Here is a 13,171-nt window from a genome sequence, read left to right as displayed (position 1 = left end):
AAATACGCACTGGATATTATTGTAAGGACGCAAAATGAGTAAGTTGTACGTAGGCTCAGAAGTAGGCCAGTTAAGACGTGTATTGTTAGCCCGCCCAGAGCGAGCGTTAACCCACCTCACCCCTTCGAACTGCCATGAGCTACTGTTTGACGATGTTCTTGCTGTGGAAGCAGCAGGTGAAGAACATGATCAGTTTGCACAAACTCTGACAAATCAGGGCGTCGAAGTATTACTACTTCACGACCTCCTAGTAGAGACCTTGGCAGTGAAAGAAGCCAAGGAGTGGTTACTGGATACTCAGATTTCTGACTTCCGCTACGGACCGACGTTTGCTCGCGACCTACGTCATTACTTATCGGATATGGATAATGAGCATTTAGCAACAATCTTGCTCGGTGGCCTAGCTTATTCAGAGCTGCCAATACAGTCTTCGTCAATGTTACCTAAGATGCATCGTCCGCTGGACTTTGTTATCGAGCCATTACCAAACCATCTCTTCACTCGTGACACTTCATGTTGGGTTTACGGCGGTGTTTCTCTTAACCCGATGATGAAACCAGCACGTCAACGTGAGACAAACCATCTACGAGCGATTTATCGCTGGCACCCAGTATTTGCAGGGCAAGATTTCATCAAATACTTTGGTGATGATGACCTGCATTATGACAATGCCAATATTGAAGGTGGCGATGTATTAGTAATCGGTAAAGGTGCAGTGTTGGTCGGTATGTCTGAACGTACGACGGCACAAGGTGTTGAGAACTTAGCGGCAAACCTATTTAAGAATGGTCAAGCAAAAGAAGTGATTGCCATCGATTTGCCAAAACACCGTTCTTGCATGCACTTGGATACGGTCATGACCCATATGGATATTGACACTTTCTCCGTTTACCCAGAGATCATGCGTAAAGACCTTGATACTTGGCGCCTGACTCCTAAGGGAGACAGCGAAGACGGTGAAATGAAAGTCGAGCAAGTTCCAAGCTACACTCACGCGATTGAAGAAGCACTTGGTGTCGATTACCTCAAGATCATCACAACAGGTGGTGACAACTATGAAGCGGAACGTGAGCAGTGGAATGACGCGAACAACGTTCTCACTGTGAAGCCAGGCGTAGTGATTGGCTATGAACGCAACGTCTACACTAACGAGAAGTACGACAAAGCCGGTATTGAGGTCCTGACCATTCCAGGTAATGAACTGGGTCGCGGTCGCGGTGGTGCTCGTTGTATGAGCTGTCCAATTGAGCGTGACGATATCTAGCGATAAGCAATAAATACTGAAAGGGTTGGCGTGAAAGCGCCAACCTTTTTTTGTTTTAGATATGATGATCACCAGAGATAAAAAAGCCCCAGTCTATGCTGAGGCTCAATTTCGTTATCTCATTAACTAGAAGTTAAGCTTTTACGCCCGCTTGCTGATTGAGCATTGCTACTTCTTTATCCAGAGATTCGAGCTTATCTTTCATCTGTTCACGACATAAATTTGCCAACTCTCGGATGTTTTCCTTACCGTATTCTTCTGTACTGATAGGTGGCAGCATTTCAACAATCACATGGCCATTATTCCAGCGGTTGAGTTTAAGCCCACTGGTAGAGCTACAGACAATAGGAACGATAGGCAACTTAGCGCCAATCGCAGCGTGGAACGCGCCCGTCTTAAACGGCAATAAGCCACGGCCACGTGAACGGGTTCCTTCTGGGAACATCCACACAGAAACGTCACTTTGATTCATGCTGTCGACCACCTGATCAATCGTCCCTTTCGCTTTAGAACGGTTAGCACGATCAATCAGAATGTTGCCCGTCAGCCAGTAAAGCTGACCAAACAGCGGCATCCACGCCAAGCTCTTTTTACCGACCGTGACAACTTTTGGCGTCACAGCAGAAGAAACGGTAAACAAATCCCAGTTGTTCTGGTGGTTAGCAATATAAATATGCTGGCCACGTTTGTATGCGTCCTCTGGTAAACGCAGTTCTAATGTGATGCCAAATACTCGTGACATCTTGCCAAACAGGCGACCAAAGGTAAAAACGTGTTTTGGGTTACGCGGGCTAAGTAAACAATAGCCGCATCCAAACACAAACATCACAATTGCAAAAATCGCGACAGCTAATACACGTAGTAGTGCAATCATTGGTTGTTCTCCAAGAACAAAACAGTCAATAACATATGCCCAAGACTCTAACTGATCTAGCGCTCATAAAAAAGCCGAAACTCTCGTTTCGGCTTACAAATGTTAGCTGAGGTTAATGAGAGTCCCGGAAGCGCTCTATATTGGCCCCAAGAGCCGACAGTTTGTCTTCAATTTTATCGTAGCCACGATCGATGTGGTAAATACGATCAACAATTGTCTCACCATTCGCAATGCAGCCTGCGATAACTAAACTCGCTGAAGCGCGTAAGTCCGTCGCCATTACCTGAGCACCGCTGAGTTCTTCTACGTCACCACAAATCACAGTGTTGCCTTCGATTTCAGCTTTAGCGCCCATACGCATTAATTCAGGCACGTGCATAAAACGGTTTTCGAAAATGGTTTCGGTGATCACACCACCACCTTTCGCCATCAGATTAAGCAGAGTGAACTGAGCCTGCATATCTGTCGGGAATCCTGGGTGTGGCGCCGTACGCACTGTCACCGCTTTCAGCTCGCGATCTGTCATGTCGACAGAAATCCAGTCTTCGCCTGTCTCAACTTTCGCACCAGCTTCTTCCAGCTTAGCCAACACAGCTTCAAGGAGTTGAGCCTTGGTATTGCGACACACAACTTTACCACCAGAAACAGCAGCAGCAACAAGGAAAGTCCCTGTCTCAATGCGGTCAGCAACGACAGCATGTTGACCACCGCCAAGACGCTCTACGCCTTCGATGGTGATAGTGTCCGTCCCAGCACCAGAAATCTTAGCACCAAGCGTATTCAGGAATTCCGCCGTATCAACAATTTCTGGCTCACGCGCAGCGTTATCCAGCACTGTCTTACCTTCAGCCAAAGTCGCAGCACACATAATTGTAATCGTTGCGCCTACACTGACCTTATCCATTACGATGTGCGCACCTTTCAGACGACCATCGACGTTAGCTTTAACGTAGCCATCTTCGAGTGTGATTGTGGCACCTAGCTGTTCTAGGCCATGGATGTGTAGATCCACAGGACGCGCACCGATGGCGCAACCGCCAGGTAAAGAGACTTGACCTTGACCAAAACGCGCTACTAGTGGACCTAATGCCCAGATAGATGCACGCATGGTTTTAACTAAATCATAAGGAGCGCAATATTCATTAATACTGCTCGGGTCAACGTGTACAGAACCATTACGTTCTACTTTGGCACCTAGACGCTTGAGCAATTCCATCGTCGTGTCGATATCACGCAGATGCGGCACGTTGGCTACTTCAACGGGCTCTTCCGCTAAAATAGACGCGAAAAGAATTGGCAATGCTGCATTTTTCGCACCAGAGATTGTGACTTCACCAACCAGAGGTTGCTTTGACCCTTTTACTCGAAACTTATCCATCATTAACCCTTACAGTGACATCAACTTCTTATCACGCGCCCACTCTTCTGGAGAGTAAGCTTTAATGGACACAGCATGGATGTCATTTCTTTGGATATATTCCATCAATGGAGCGTAAATCAGTTGTTGCTTCTTAACGCGGCTCATTCCTTCGAAACTAGCATCAACAGCGACCACTTCATAATGGCTGCCTTCACCTTTAACGTGTAGCTCTTCCAGGTTAAGTGCTTCTTCTAAAATCTGTTGTACTTTTGCGCTATCCACAATTCACCCCTGTTTAATTCTTTAAATGCCCGTCGATAAACTCTTCGACATTACTCAACTGAAATAAAGTTAGCAGTTGTTTTGGCACGAAGCTGAGCATTATATGACAGTTTTGCTTTTTTGCATGCTCTAATAGATGAATTAACATAACCATACCTGCTGAATCGACTCTTTCGACCTGTTCTAGGCTGATTTCAATCGTAGAGCTGGTCACCTTCCAGTTACATAATGAGCGCCATAAGGCGGGTACCGACTCTCTATCCAGCGCGCCAGTAATTTGGTAGTGGTCGTCAGACACACTTAGCCATTGTTTGGCACTCATTTCTCTTTACCTTCAAAACGAATTGGCTGTGCAGCGAGATCTTCCAAATCTTTCGCTACCGCAAGAATACCTTCCTGACGTAACTTGCCACTCCATTCAGACTGTTTGCTTGATAAAAGGCTGATGCCCTCTGCAATCATATCAAACGCCTTCCACTCACCACTCTTTTTGTCCTTACGAAGTTTGAACTCGAGTTTGATGTTTGGGCGTGGCGCATCGATGATTTCAACCTTAACGCCTGTAATGCTTTTCTTAGGTCTGGATTTTGGCTCTGGGCCAAATTTAATGTCCTGATTGGTGTATTGAGTCAATACCTGAGCATAAGAACTCACCAAATAAGCACGAAACGCTTCAATGAACTTACCAACATCCTCTCGTTTTGCTCCTTTCAGGTTAGGGCCTAATAGCTTAAGGGCAGCGTATTTTTCATTGACGTATGGCATCAGCTCTTCTTCGACAATCACTTTGAGATAGTCTGGGTCCTGGTGCACTTTATCTTGTTCAGCTTTCAATCTGGCAAACGCCTGTTCAGACACCTGCTTCATCATCTGGTAAGGCTGGGTTTTATCTATTTGAGCCGCAGAAGCGGTAAACGACAGAGCAAATGTCACCAAAGTGAGTACTAACTTTTTCAACATGATTATTCCTCTTCTTTAGCCGAATCAGAACCGCCGACGCTGTACAGCACCTGGCCGATCAAATCTTCCAATACGAGAGCGGATTTAGTGTCTTCAATATAGTCACCCTCCACCAGCATTTGCTCATCATCAAAAACAAAGCCCGGAGTTAAGCCAATGTACTGCTCACCAATAAGGCCAGAAGTTAAGATCTTAACACTGGAGGTTTCTGGAAATTGGTCATACTGACTGCCAATTGCCATCGTCACGACAGGTAGCAAGTTTTCTGTATCCAAGCCAATATCCGTCACTCGCCCAACAACGACACCGCCTACTTTCACTGGCGAGCGAACTTTAAGACTGCCAATGTTGTCGAACTCTGCTTTCAGTGAGTAAGTATCATTTGAGCCAATGCCCTTTACGTCAGCGACTTGAAAAATCATCACCAGAATTGCGCAAATTCCAGCAAGGACAAAACTGCCGACCCATAATTCAATTTTTCTTGTTTGTTGCATACTTAGTTCCCAAACATCAATGCAGTCAGTACAAAGTCTAAACCAAGTACCGCCAATGAAGAGTGTACGACTGTACGTGTCGTTGCCCGGCTGATACCTTCCGAGGTCGGAATCGCATCATAGCCATTAAACAGTGCTATCCAAGTTACAGTAATGGCAAACACCAAGCTCTTAATCATGCTGTTGCCAATATCTTGGCCCAATTCGACGGAGGCTTGCATCGCGGACCAGAAGCTACCGTGGTCAATGCCTTTCCAATCCACACCAACCAACTGGCCTCCCCAAATTCCGACAGCCATAAAAATCATGGCCAGCATTGGCATGGAAATCACACCAGCCCAGAAACGTGGCGCAATAACTCGTTTTAGTGGGTCGACAGCCATCATTTCCATACTGGATAGCTGCTCTGTCGCTTTCATCAGACCGATTTCAGCCGTCAACGCAGAACCTGCACGACCAGCAAATAGCAAAGCTGTCACCACAGGTCCAAGTTCACGTAAAAGTGACAAGGCGACCATTTGACCCAATGCGCCTTCTGCCCCGAAGTCGACCAGAATGACATAACCTTGCAGGCTCAATACCATGCCAATAAATAAGCCGGACAGCACAATAATGATCAGGGACTGAACTCCAACGCTGTAGAGTTGCTTCACCAGCAAAGGTAAATTTTGGATTGGGCGTGGACGAGAAGCCAGTGCACCAAACAGCATTAAACTAGCACGACCAAACGACTCGCAGACACCCATAGCTCTGCGTCCTGTCGATGCGACAAAATTCGCGAAGTCAGACAACATCAGAATAGCTCCTTCGCAATAGGTTGAGCAGGATAACGAAATGGTACTGGGCCATCCGCATCTCCTTTAAGAAATTGTTGAACTTGCGGGTCAGGGTTATCACTCAGTTCTTGTGGCGAGCCTTTGGCTATGATTTTACCGTTAGCCAGAATATAGACCCAATCAGCGATACTCATCACTTCAGGGACATCATGAGAGACCACAATAGAGGTGACATCGAGAGCTTGGTTCAGGTTACGTATAAGCTCCACCAACACTCCCATGGTAATCGGGTCCTGCCCCACAAAAGGTTCATCGTACATAATGAGTTCAGGATCAAGCGCGATAGCACGTGCTAATGCTGCTCGGCGAGCCATACCGCCAGACAATTCGCTTGGCATCAACTGAGAAGCGCCACGAAGCCCGACCGCCTCTAATTTGAGTAGCACTAAGGTTCGGATAAGCTCTTCGTTTAAATCGGTATGCTCACGAAGAGGGAAAGCTACGTTGTCAAAAACGTTAAGATCAGTAAATAGCGCTCCAGACTGGAACAACATACTCATCTTTTTACGTTCTTTATATAGCTGCTTGCGGCTGAGTGACGGAATATTCTTGCCATCAAACAATACTTCCCCTCGCTCAGGGTATAGCTGACCACCAATCAGGCGCAGCAAAGTCGTCTTACCTATGCCCGAAGGCCCCATAATGGCGGTGATCTTACCTTTCGGCACATGCAAGCTGACATCGTCGAAGATCTTTCTTTCTCCACGAGAAAACGTCAGATTATTAACGGTTACGAGATCGGATGAGGACATGGTAAACCCTGCCATAGCTTATTGAATGGGCAATCATAAGCACATTGTGTGAAAATTAAAAGCACTGTTCAATTAATTATGGCTGACATTTTTTTAAATGAAGTCTGTTTCATTCTAAAAGTCTAATACGTCCGTCAATTTAAATGGTTAACAATTAATTGCTTCCCTTTTAGCACCTAAACCGTCAAAATTAACGGTTAAATTTATCACGTTGTACACTGAATTAAGGATCATCATGTTTGAAGCCATAGCGTTTCTCGTCGTTGGATTAATCTTTCTGGTTTGGAGCGCAGACAAGCTCGTATTTGGTGCCGCTGCTCTAGCCCGAAATATAGGTATTTCTCCATTGGTGATCGGTATGACCATCCTAGCGATGGGCTCTTCGGCGCCAGAAATGATGGTGTCAGCTACTGCGGCGCTGGACGGCAAAACGGATACCGCTGTCGGTAACGTTTTAGGCTCTAATATCGCTAATATTGCCTTAATTCTCGGTATTACCGCGATGATAAAGCCACTTTCTATCAGTTCTGCGGTTTTGCGTCGTGAACTACCGTTAATGATCGGCGTCACTATCCTTGCGGGTGTTTTACTTTGGGATAGCCACTTGGGCTTCTATGAAGGTGTTCTGCTGTTTGTCCTGTTTGCAGCCTTTATCCTTGCCATGCTTAGAATCAGTAAAAAAGAGAAAGACAGCGGCAGCCCTGATCCATTATTAGAGGACCAAGAGTCAGAAGTACCTGAAGGCGTTAGTAATGGCAAAGCGGCGATGTGGGTTGTGGTTGGCTTGATTATCCTACCTATCGCTGCAGATACACTGGTAAATAATGCTGTATATATTGCGCAGTACTTCGGAATGAGCGATCTGGTTATCGGTTTGACCATTATTGCGGTTGGCACCAGCCTACCTGAACTTGCAGCTTCGCTTGCGGGCGTAATGAAAGGCGAAGACGACATGGCTGTCGGTAACATCATTGGTTCTAACGTTTTCAACATTCTTGCCGTGATGGGGATTCCAGGCATCCTTAACCCTTCCGTCCTCAGCGAATATGCCATGGGGCGTGATTTCTGGATCATGCTGGGTATTTCGTTGCTGTTGGTTGCAATGGCATTAGGTAAATCTCGTAGTATCAACCGAATAGAAGGTGCTGTATTATTCTGCTGCTTTATTGCTTATCAGGGATACCTAATCCTTAACATGACAGCTTAAATTTAGTTTTGCCTGCCGGAGAGTGACATGTTTGATTTTCGCTCGGCTGCTCTTGATGTATTAAAAACAGAAATCGAAGCCCTTGAGCAGCTTGATCAGTATATTAACGACGATTTTGTCCAAGCCTGTGAATTGATCCTTGCCAATAAAGAAGGCAAGGTTGCCGTCATGGGGATGGGAAAGTCAGGACATATTGGAAACAAGATTGCTGCTAGTCTAGCCAGCACTGGAACCTCAGCGTTTTTCGTTCACCCCGGTGAAGCCGCACACGGCGACCTAGGGATGATCGAACCTGGCGACATTGTCCTTGCGATTTCTAACTCTGGCGAATCTTCTGAGATTTTGGGGCTATTCCCAGTCCTTAAACGTCTCAATATCAAAATCATCAGCATGACAGGTAAGCCTGAATCTAACATGGCTAAGTTGTCCGACTATCACTTACAAATCACGGTTCCGAAAGAAGCTTGCCCACTGGGTTTAGCGCCAACGGCCAGTACCACTGCGACATTAGCTATGGGCGACGCACTAGCGGTAGCCTTACTACAAGCTCGTGGTTTCACAGCTGAAGATTTTGCACTCTCTCATCCGGGTGGGGCATTGGGTAGAAAATTGCTACTTAAGCTATCGGACATAATGCACACGGGTGAGCAACTTCCTCTAGTAACACCAGATACTGTGGTACGAGAAGCGTTGCTGGAAATCAGCCAGAAAGGCTTAGGCATGACTGCCGTCGTTGATGGCCACCAGCACCTAGTCGGTATTTTCACTGACGGCGACCTGCGCCGTATCCTAGACAAGAGAATCGACATTCACAGTGCTTTAATTGGCGAAGTCATGACAACCAATCCAACGACCGCCAGCCCTAATATTCTTGCAGCTGAAGGTCTCAACCTTATGCAGCAGAAAAGCATTAATGGCCTAATTCTATGCCTAGACGGCAAAGTTGTCGGTGCGTTAAATATGCATGATTTATTAAAAGCGGGAGTGATGTGATGTCAAAATTGATTGAAACCCTGTATAAACCCGTGGAACAAAACACGTTTAACATTGCCAAAGAGATTAAACTGTTAATATGCGACGTTGATGGGGTCTTTTCTGACGGCCTAGTCTATATGGGTAATGATGGCGAAGAGCTGAAAACATTCCATACACGAGATGGATACGGCGTAAAATCTTTGATGAATGCAGGCATCGAAATCGCTATCATCACAGGTCGACAATCACGCATTGTTGAGAATCGCATGAAAGCTCTGGGAATCTCGCTGATTTACCAAGGGCAAGACGATAAAGTAAAAGCTTATCAGGACATTTGCAGCAAATTGAATATTGCGCCAGAACAAACCGGTTATATCGGTGATGATCTTATCGACTGGCCTGTCATGGAAAAAGTAGCTTTAAAAGTCTGCGTCGCTGACGGACATCCACTACTGGCGCAACGCGCAAATTACGTCACTTCAATACGTGGCGGACACGGCGCAGTCAGAGAAGTGTGTGACCTCATTTTACAAGCGCGCAATGAACTTGATGTCCACAAAGGTCTAAGTATATGAGTTTATCCCGTATCGGTTACCTGATACTGGCATTTGTTATTTGTTGGTCCGCTTATTACCTGTTTGATAAAGGTAAGACATTCGACATTCAGGTAGAACCGGATACCGAATTACCTATGTTTAGCGGTGAATATTTAGTGAATACCTCTTACAACGAAGAAGGGATTCGCAGCTATGTCATTACGTCCGTAAAACTCGATCACTACGCAAAAAGCGGTGATACCTTTTTTGATCAACCAGTCTTAAAAGTTTACAAAGAAGGCACAACCCAAGAATGGGAAGTTACTGCTGACCGAGGCATTCTCGGCCAGGATCATGTGCTGACATTATACGACAACGTATTGGCGAAAAACTTATTGCCAGATTCTGGCTTTGATACCATGTCGACGGATGTGCTTGGCATCCAGTTGGACAATCGTGATTTTTGGGCGGACAATCAAGTCACCTTGGTTGGCCCTCAGTTTGAAACAGTAGGTCAGGCGATGAAAGGCAACTTTGCTGAAAACAACGCCATCCTATACAAACATGTACAAGGTAGATATGAAACTCTCACACCTTAGTCTAATTTCTTGTTTGCTGATTTCAGGACAAGCGCTGGCGCTGTCTACCGATCAGGATCAACCTGTTTATATTGATTCAGACAGCCAGCAGCTTGATATGCAGAGCAACAAAGTAACCTTCCTAGGTGACGTAAAACTCAAGCAAGGCAGTATCAATATTAACGCCGATAAAGTCATTGTAACCCGTGATCCAAAAGACGGCTCCATTCAGGAAATCGAAGGATACGGCGATTTGGCGACTTTCTCTCAGCTCACCGATGACGGTAAAACCCTCTATGGTGAAGCAAAAGAGTTGTACTACGTTATGGTTGATGACCAACTCACCATGATAGATGAGGCCATGCTGTCTCAAGATGATAGTGTCATTCGCGGTACCAAAATCCGTTACAAAATCTCTTCTCAGAAGTTGATTGCTGACGGTAAAGAAAAAGGCGACCGCGTCTCTACGGTTCTCCAGCCACAAGCAGTACAAGAATAATTATGGCAAATCTCAAAGCAGAGCATTTAGCGAAAACTTACGGTAACCGTAAAGTGGTGACCGATGTTAGCTTGGAAGTCACTTCTGGGCAGATCGTCGGTTTACTTGGCCCAAACGGTGCAGGTAAAACTACGTCGTTTTATATGATTGTCGGCTTAGTCGCTCGCGATGAAGGCTCAATTACGATTGACGGGCAGGATATCAGTATCTTGCCTATGCATAGCCGCTCTCGTATGGGGATTGGCTATCTACCACAGGAAGCATCCATCTTCCGTAAGCTATCTGTAGAACATAACATTATGGCGGTTCTGGAGACTCGTGAAGAGCTCACTCGTGAACAGCGCCAAGATAAGTTGGAAGACTTATTGGAAGAATTCCACATTCAGCACATTCGCCACAGTGCAGGTATGGCACTATCAGGGGGTGAGCGTCGTCGTGTAGAGATCGCCCGAGCTTTGGCTGCCAATCCTCAATTTATCTTGCTGGATGAACCGTTCGCTGGTGTTGACCCGATTTCGGTCATTGATATCAAGAAGATCATAGAACATCTGCGTGATCGTGGGCTGGGTGTTTTGATCACAGACCACAACGTACGTGAAACATTAGACGTATGTGAAAAAGCCTACATTGTGAGTCAAGGGCACTTGATCGCCGAAGGTACGCCAGAACAAGTACTCAACAACGAACAAGTAAAACAAGTTTATCTCGGCGAACAATTCCGTCTATGATTAAAGTGAAGAACGGTAAGATTCTATAGCATCTAAGGCAAGTAATACTGAATGAAACCCTCATTACAACTCAAGCTAGGACAGCAGTTAGCGATGACCCCACAGCTTCAGCAAGCGATTCGCTTGTTGCAGTTGTCAACGTTAGATCTTCAACAGGAAATTCAGGAAGCCTTGGATTCTAACCCTCTGCTAGAAGTCGAAGAAGGCAGCGAAGAGACTTCAAATGTTGAAGACAAAGCAGCGAGTGATGAAAAAGAGCCGAACGCTGAAATCGCTGAGCCAGAAGTCAAAGACAGCTCAGAACTGATAGAGAAGTCTGAAATCAGCAATGAGCTTGAGATTGATACCACTTGGGAAGATGTCTATAGCGCCAATACAGGCAGTACTGGTATTGCGTTAGATGATGATGCGCCAGTCTATCAAGGCGAAACCACTCAATCTCTGCACGACTACCTCACTTGGCAGTTAGATCTGACTCCTTTTAGCGAAACGGATCGCACCATCGCTATGGCAATCATTGATGCTGTAGACGACTATGGTTACCTGACCATTTCAACCGAAGATATTCTTGAAAGCTTTGATAATGAAGAAATAGAACTCGAAGAAATCGAAGCCGTACGTAAGCGCGTTCAACAATTTGACCCATTGGGTGTCGCATCAAATAACTTGCAAGACTGCTTGCTGCTCCAATTGGCTACCTTCCCAGAAGATACACCGTGGTTGAAAGAAGCGAAGTTAGTGCTGACTGACTACATAGACCAACTGGGCAATCGAGACTACAAGCTGATCATCAAAGAAGCAAAGCTTAAAGAAGCAGAACTCAAAGAAGCTCTCAAGCTCATTCAGCAGCTCGACCCTCGACCTGGAAGCCGAATCGCTGCAGAGCATGCAGAATATGTCATACCTGATGTGTCCGTGTTCAAAGATCATGGTAAGTGGGTGGTCACTATCAATCCAGACTCAGTACCACGCCTTAAAGTCAATCAACAATACGCAGCGCTTGGCAAAGGCAACAGTTCAGATAGCCAATACATTCGCTCAAACTTGCAGGAAGCAAAATGGCTGATTAAGAGCCTAGAAAGTAGAAATGAGACGCTACTCAAAGTTGCTAAGTGTATTGTTGAACATCAGCGCGATTTCTTTGAGTATGGTGAAGAAGCGATGAAGCCGATGGTTCTCAATGACGTCGCCTTAGATGTCGATATGCACGAATCAACGATTTCACGTGTCACAACCCAAAAATACATGCATACCCCTCGTGGTATTTTCGAACTGAAGTATTTCTTCTCCAGCCATGTCAGTACCGACAACGGTGGAGAATGTTCATCCACTGCAATCCGAGCATTGATTAAAAAGCTCGTTGCTGCTGAAAACAGTGCTAAACCACTGAGTGACAGCAAAATTGCAGCTCTACTCGCTGACCAAGGGATTCAGGTCGCTAGACGAACAATAGCTAAATACCGAGAATCACTAGGCATTGCCCCTTCGAGTCAGCGCAAACGCCTGCTTTAGGCATCTAACCGAGAAGGAAAGTCTATGCAAATCAATATTAATGGCCACCACGTTGATCTCACCGATTCAATGCAAGACTACGTAAACGAAAAGTTTCAAAAGCTTGAGCGTTTCTTTGACCACATAAATAACGTTCATGTTGTTTTAAAAGTTGAAAAACTCCGTCAAATCGCTGAAGCTACCCTTCACGTCAATCAGGGCGAAATCCATGCATCTGCCGACGAAGAAAGTATGTATGCCGCAATCGACTCTCTTGTTGACAAACTGGTCAGACAGCTCAACAAGCATAAAGAAAAACTAAACACGCACTAAAC

The 13,171-nt window shown here is 45.7% G+C and carries 17 protein-coding genes; 9 read left to right on the top strand and 8 right to left on the bottom strand.

From position 1 onward, the window contains the following. Positions 1-34 precede the first annotated feature (34 nt). Positions 35-1,264: an arginine deiminase gene (gene arcA, locus FIU99_RS01855; protein WP_038513651.1), complete on the top strand. Its 1,230-nt coding sequence runs from the start codon at positions 35-37 to the stop codon at positions 1,262-1,264. Between the two features lie 133 nt (positions 1,265-1,397). Here the strand turns inward: arcA and FIU99_RS01850 are convergent, their stop codons facing one another. The 8 genes from FIU99_RS01850 to mlaF form a co-directional block, all read right to left on the bottom strand. After that, a complete protein-coding gene (locus tag FIU99_RS01850; protein ID WP_006963147.1) occupies positions 1,398-2,138 on the bottom strand; it encodes a 1-acylglycerol-3-phosphate O-acyltransferase in 741 nt (246 codons plus the stop codon). Between the two features lie 112 nt (positions 2,139-2,250). After that, a complete protein-coding gene (murA, locus tag FIU99_RS01845; RefSeq protein ID WP_006963148.1) occupies positions 2,251-3,516 on the bottom strand; it encodes a UDP-N-acetylglucosamine 1-carboxyvinyltransferase in 1,266 nt (421 codons plus the stop codon). 9 nt (positions 3,517-3,525) lie between these two features. After that, positions 3,526-3,780, bottom strand: a complete 255-nt coding sequence (gene ibaG, locus FIU99_RS01840) for a BolA family iron metabolism protein IbaG (protein ID WP_006963149.1) — start codon at positions 3,778-3,780, stop codon at positions 3,526-3,528. Positions 3,781-3,793: 13 nt separating this feature from the next. Then, the gene (locus FIU99_RS01835) at positions 3,794-4,102 is read right to left on the bottom strand and encodes a lipid asymmetry maintenance protein MlaB (RefSeq protein WP_006963150.1); all 309 of its coding nucleotides are present in this window, start codon (positions 4,100-4,102) and stop codon (positions 3,794-3,796) included. Continuing rightward, complete coding sequence (locus FIU99_RS01830) at positions 4,099-4,740, bottom strand: phospholipid-binding protein MlaC (protein ID WP_006963151.1); 642 nt, start codon at positions 4,738-4,740, stop codon at positions 4,099-4,101. The genes FIU99_RS01835 and FIU99_RS01830 overlap by 4 nt, the downstream gene beginning before the upstream one ends. Before the next feature lie 2 nt (positions 4,741-4,742). Then, a complete protein-coding gene (mlaD, locus tag FIU99_RS01825; RefSeq protein WP_006963152.1) occupies positions 4,743-5,234 on the bottom strand; it encodes an outer membrane lipid asymmetry maintenance protein MlaD in 492 nt (163 codons plus the stop codon). 2 nt (positions 5,235-5,236) lie between these two features. After that, positions 5,237-6,028 carry a lipid asymmetry maintenance ABC transporter permease subunit MlaE gene (mlaE, locus tag FIU99_RS01820; protein WP_006963153.1) on the bottom strand — a complete coding sequence of 264 codons (792 nt, stop codon included), beginning with the start codon at positions 6,026-6,028 and terminating at the stop codon, positions 5,237-5,239. Further along, positions 6,028-6,822 (bottom strand): phospholipid ABC transporter ATP-binding protein MlaF, encoded by a 795-nt coding sequence (mlaF, locus tag FIU99_RS01815; protein WP_006963156.1) that lies wholly within the window; start codon positions 6,820-6,822, stop codon positions 6,028-6,030. The genes mlaE and mlaF overlap by 1 nt, the downstream gene beginning before the upstream one ends. Positions 6,823-7,057: 235 nt before the next feature. Between mlaF and FIU99_RS01810 the strand changes: the two genes are divergently transcribed. Genes FIU99_RS01810 through hpf form a run of 8 tightly spaced genes read left to right on the top strand, consistent with a single transcriptional unit; the run spans position 7,058 to position 13,169 of the window. After that, positions 7,058-8,029 carry a calcium/sodium antiporter gene (locus FIU99_RS01810; protein WP_006963158.1) on the top strand — a complete coding sequence of 324 codons (972 nt, stop codon included), beginning with the start codon at positions 7,058-7,060 and terminating at the stop codon, positions 8,027-8,029. Between the two features lie 27 nt (positions 8,030-8,056). Next, a complete protein-coding gene (locus FIU99_RS01805; protein ID WP_006963161.1) occupies positions 8,057-9,022 on the top strand; it encodes a KpsF/GutQ family sugar-phosphate isomerase in 966 nt (321 codons plus the stop codon). After that, entirely contained in the window at positions 9,022-9,579 is a 558-nt protein-coding gene (gene kdsC / locus FIU99_RS01800; RefSeq protein WP_006963163.1) for a 3-deoxy-manno-octulosonate-8-phosphatase KdsC, read from the top strand. Before FIU99_RS01805 ends, kdsC begins: the two co-directional genes overlap by 1 nt. Beyond that, positions 9,576-10,139: an LPS export ABC transporter periplasmic protein LptC gene (gene lptC, locus FIU99_RS01795; RefSeq protein WP_006963165.1), complete on the top strand. Its 564-nt coding sequence runs from the start codon at positions 9,576-9,578 to the stop codon at positions 10,137-10,139. Before kdsC ends, lptC begins: the two co-directional genes overlap by 4 nt. After that, positions 10,120-10,617 (top strand): lipopolysaccharide transport periplasmic protein LptA, encoded by a 498-nt coding sequence (gene lptA, locus FIU99_RS01790; protein ID WP_006963166.1) that lies wholly within the window; start codon positions 10,120-10,122, stop codon positions 10,615-10,617. The genes lptC and lptA overlap by 20 nt, the downstream gene beginning before the upstream one ends. A 2-nt stretch (positions 10,618-10,619) precedes the next feature. After that, positions 10,620-11,345, top strand: coding sequence for an LPS export ABC transporter ATP-binding protein (gene lptB / locus FIU99_RS01785; protein ID WP_006963168.1), 726 nt, complete (start codon positions 10,620-10,622; stop codon positions 11,343-11,345). 51 nt (positions 11,346-11,396) lie between these two features. After that, positions 11,397-12,857, top strand: coding sequence for an RNA polymerase factor sigma-54 (locus FIU99_RS01780; RefSeq protein WP_006963170.1), 1,461 nt, complete (start codon positions 11,397-11,399; stop codon positions 12,855-12,857). A 24-nt stretch (positions 12,858-12,881) separates the two neighbouring features. Beyond that, on the top strand, positions 12,882-13,169 hold the full coding sequence (gene hpf / locus FIU99_RS01775; protein ID WP_006963171.1) for a ribosome hibernation promoting factor: 288 nt from the start codon (positions 12,882-12,884) through the stop codon (positions 13,167-13,169). The last annotated feature ends 2 nt before the right edge of the window (positions 13,170-13,171 follow it).

Source organism: Vibrio sp. THAF64 (assembly GCF_009363455.1).
Taxonomy (GTDB): Bacteria; Pseudomonadota; Gammaproteobacteria; order Enterobacterales; family Vibrionaceae; genus Vibrio; species Vibrio coralliilyticus.
This window is presented reverse-complemented; position numbering and strand designations above follow the sequence as displayed.

Bases quoted from the DNA above. Each gene is read 5' to 3' on its own strand.
- arcA (WP_038513651.1), top strand. From the start codon at position 35: ATGAGTAAGTTGTACGTAGGCTCAGAAGTAGGCCAGTTAAGACGTGTA.
- FIU99_RS01850 (WP_006963147.1), bottom strand. From the start codon at position 2,138: ATGATTGCACTACTACGTGTATTAGCTGTCGCGATTTTTGCAATTGTG.
- murA (WP_006963148.1), bottom strand. From the start codon at position 3,516: ATGGATAAGTTTCGAGTAAAAGGGTCAAAGCAACCTCTGGTTGGTGAA.
- FIU99_RS01835 (WP_006963150.1), bottom strand. From the start codon at position 4,102: ATGAGTGCCAAACAATGGCTAAGTGTGTCTGACGACCACTACCAAATT.
- FIU99_RS01830 (WP_006963151.1), bottom strand. From the start codon at position 4,740: ATGTTGAAAAAGTTAGTACTCACTTTGGTGACATTTGCTCTGTCGTTT.
- mlaD (WP_006963152.1), bottom strand. From the start codon at position 5,234: ATGCAACAAACAAGAAAAATTGAATTATGGGTCGGCAGTTTTGTCCTT.
- mlaE (WP_006963153.1), bottom strand. From the start codon at position 6,028: ATGTTGTCTGACTTCGCGAATTTTGTCGCATCGACAGGACGCAGAGCT.
- mlaF (WP_006963156.1), bottom strand. From the start codon at position 6,822: ATGTCCTCATCCGATCTCGTAACCGTTAATAATCTGACGTTTTCTCGT.
- FIU99_RS01810 (WP_006963158.1), top strand. From the start codon at position 7,058: ATGTTTGAAGCCATAGCGTTTCTCGTCGTTGGATTAATCTTTCTGGTT.
- FIU99_RS01805 (WP_006963161.1), top strand. From the start codon at position 8,057: ATGTTTGATTTTCGCTCGGCTGCTCTTGATGTATTAAAAACAGAAATC.
- kdsC (WP_006963163.1), top strand. From the start codon at position 9,022: ATGTCAAAATTGATTGAAACCCTGTATAAACCCGTGGAACAAAACACG.
- lptC (WP_006963165.1), top strand. From the start codon at position 9,576: ATGAGTTTATCCCGTATCGGTTACCTGATACTGGCATTTGTTATTTGT.
- lptA (WP_006963166.1), top strand. From the start codon at position 10,120: ATGAAACTCTCACACCTTAGTCTAATTTCTTGTTTGCTGATTTCAGGA.
- lptB (WP_006963168.1), top strand. From the start codon at position 10,620: ATGGCAAATCTCAAAGCAGAGCATTTAGCGAAAACTTACGGTAACCGT.
- FIU99_RS01780 (WP_006963170.1), top strand. From the start codon at position 11,397: ATGAAACCCTCATTACAACTCAAGCTAGGACAGCAGTTAGCGATGACC.
- hpf (WP_006963171.1), top strand. From the start codon at position 12,882: ATGCAAATCAATATTAATGGCCACCACGTTGATCTCACCGATTCAATG.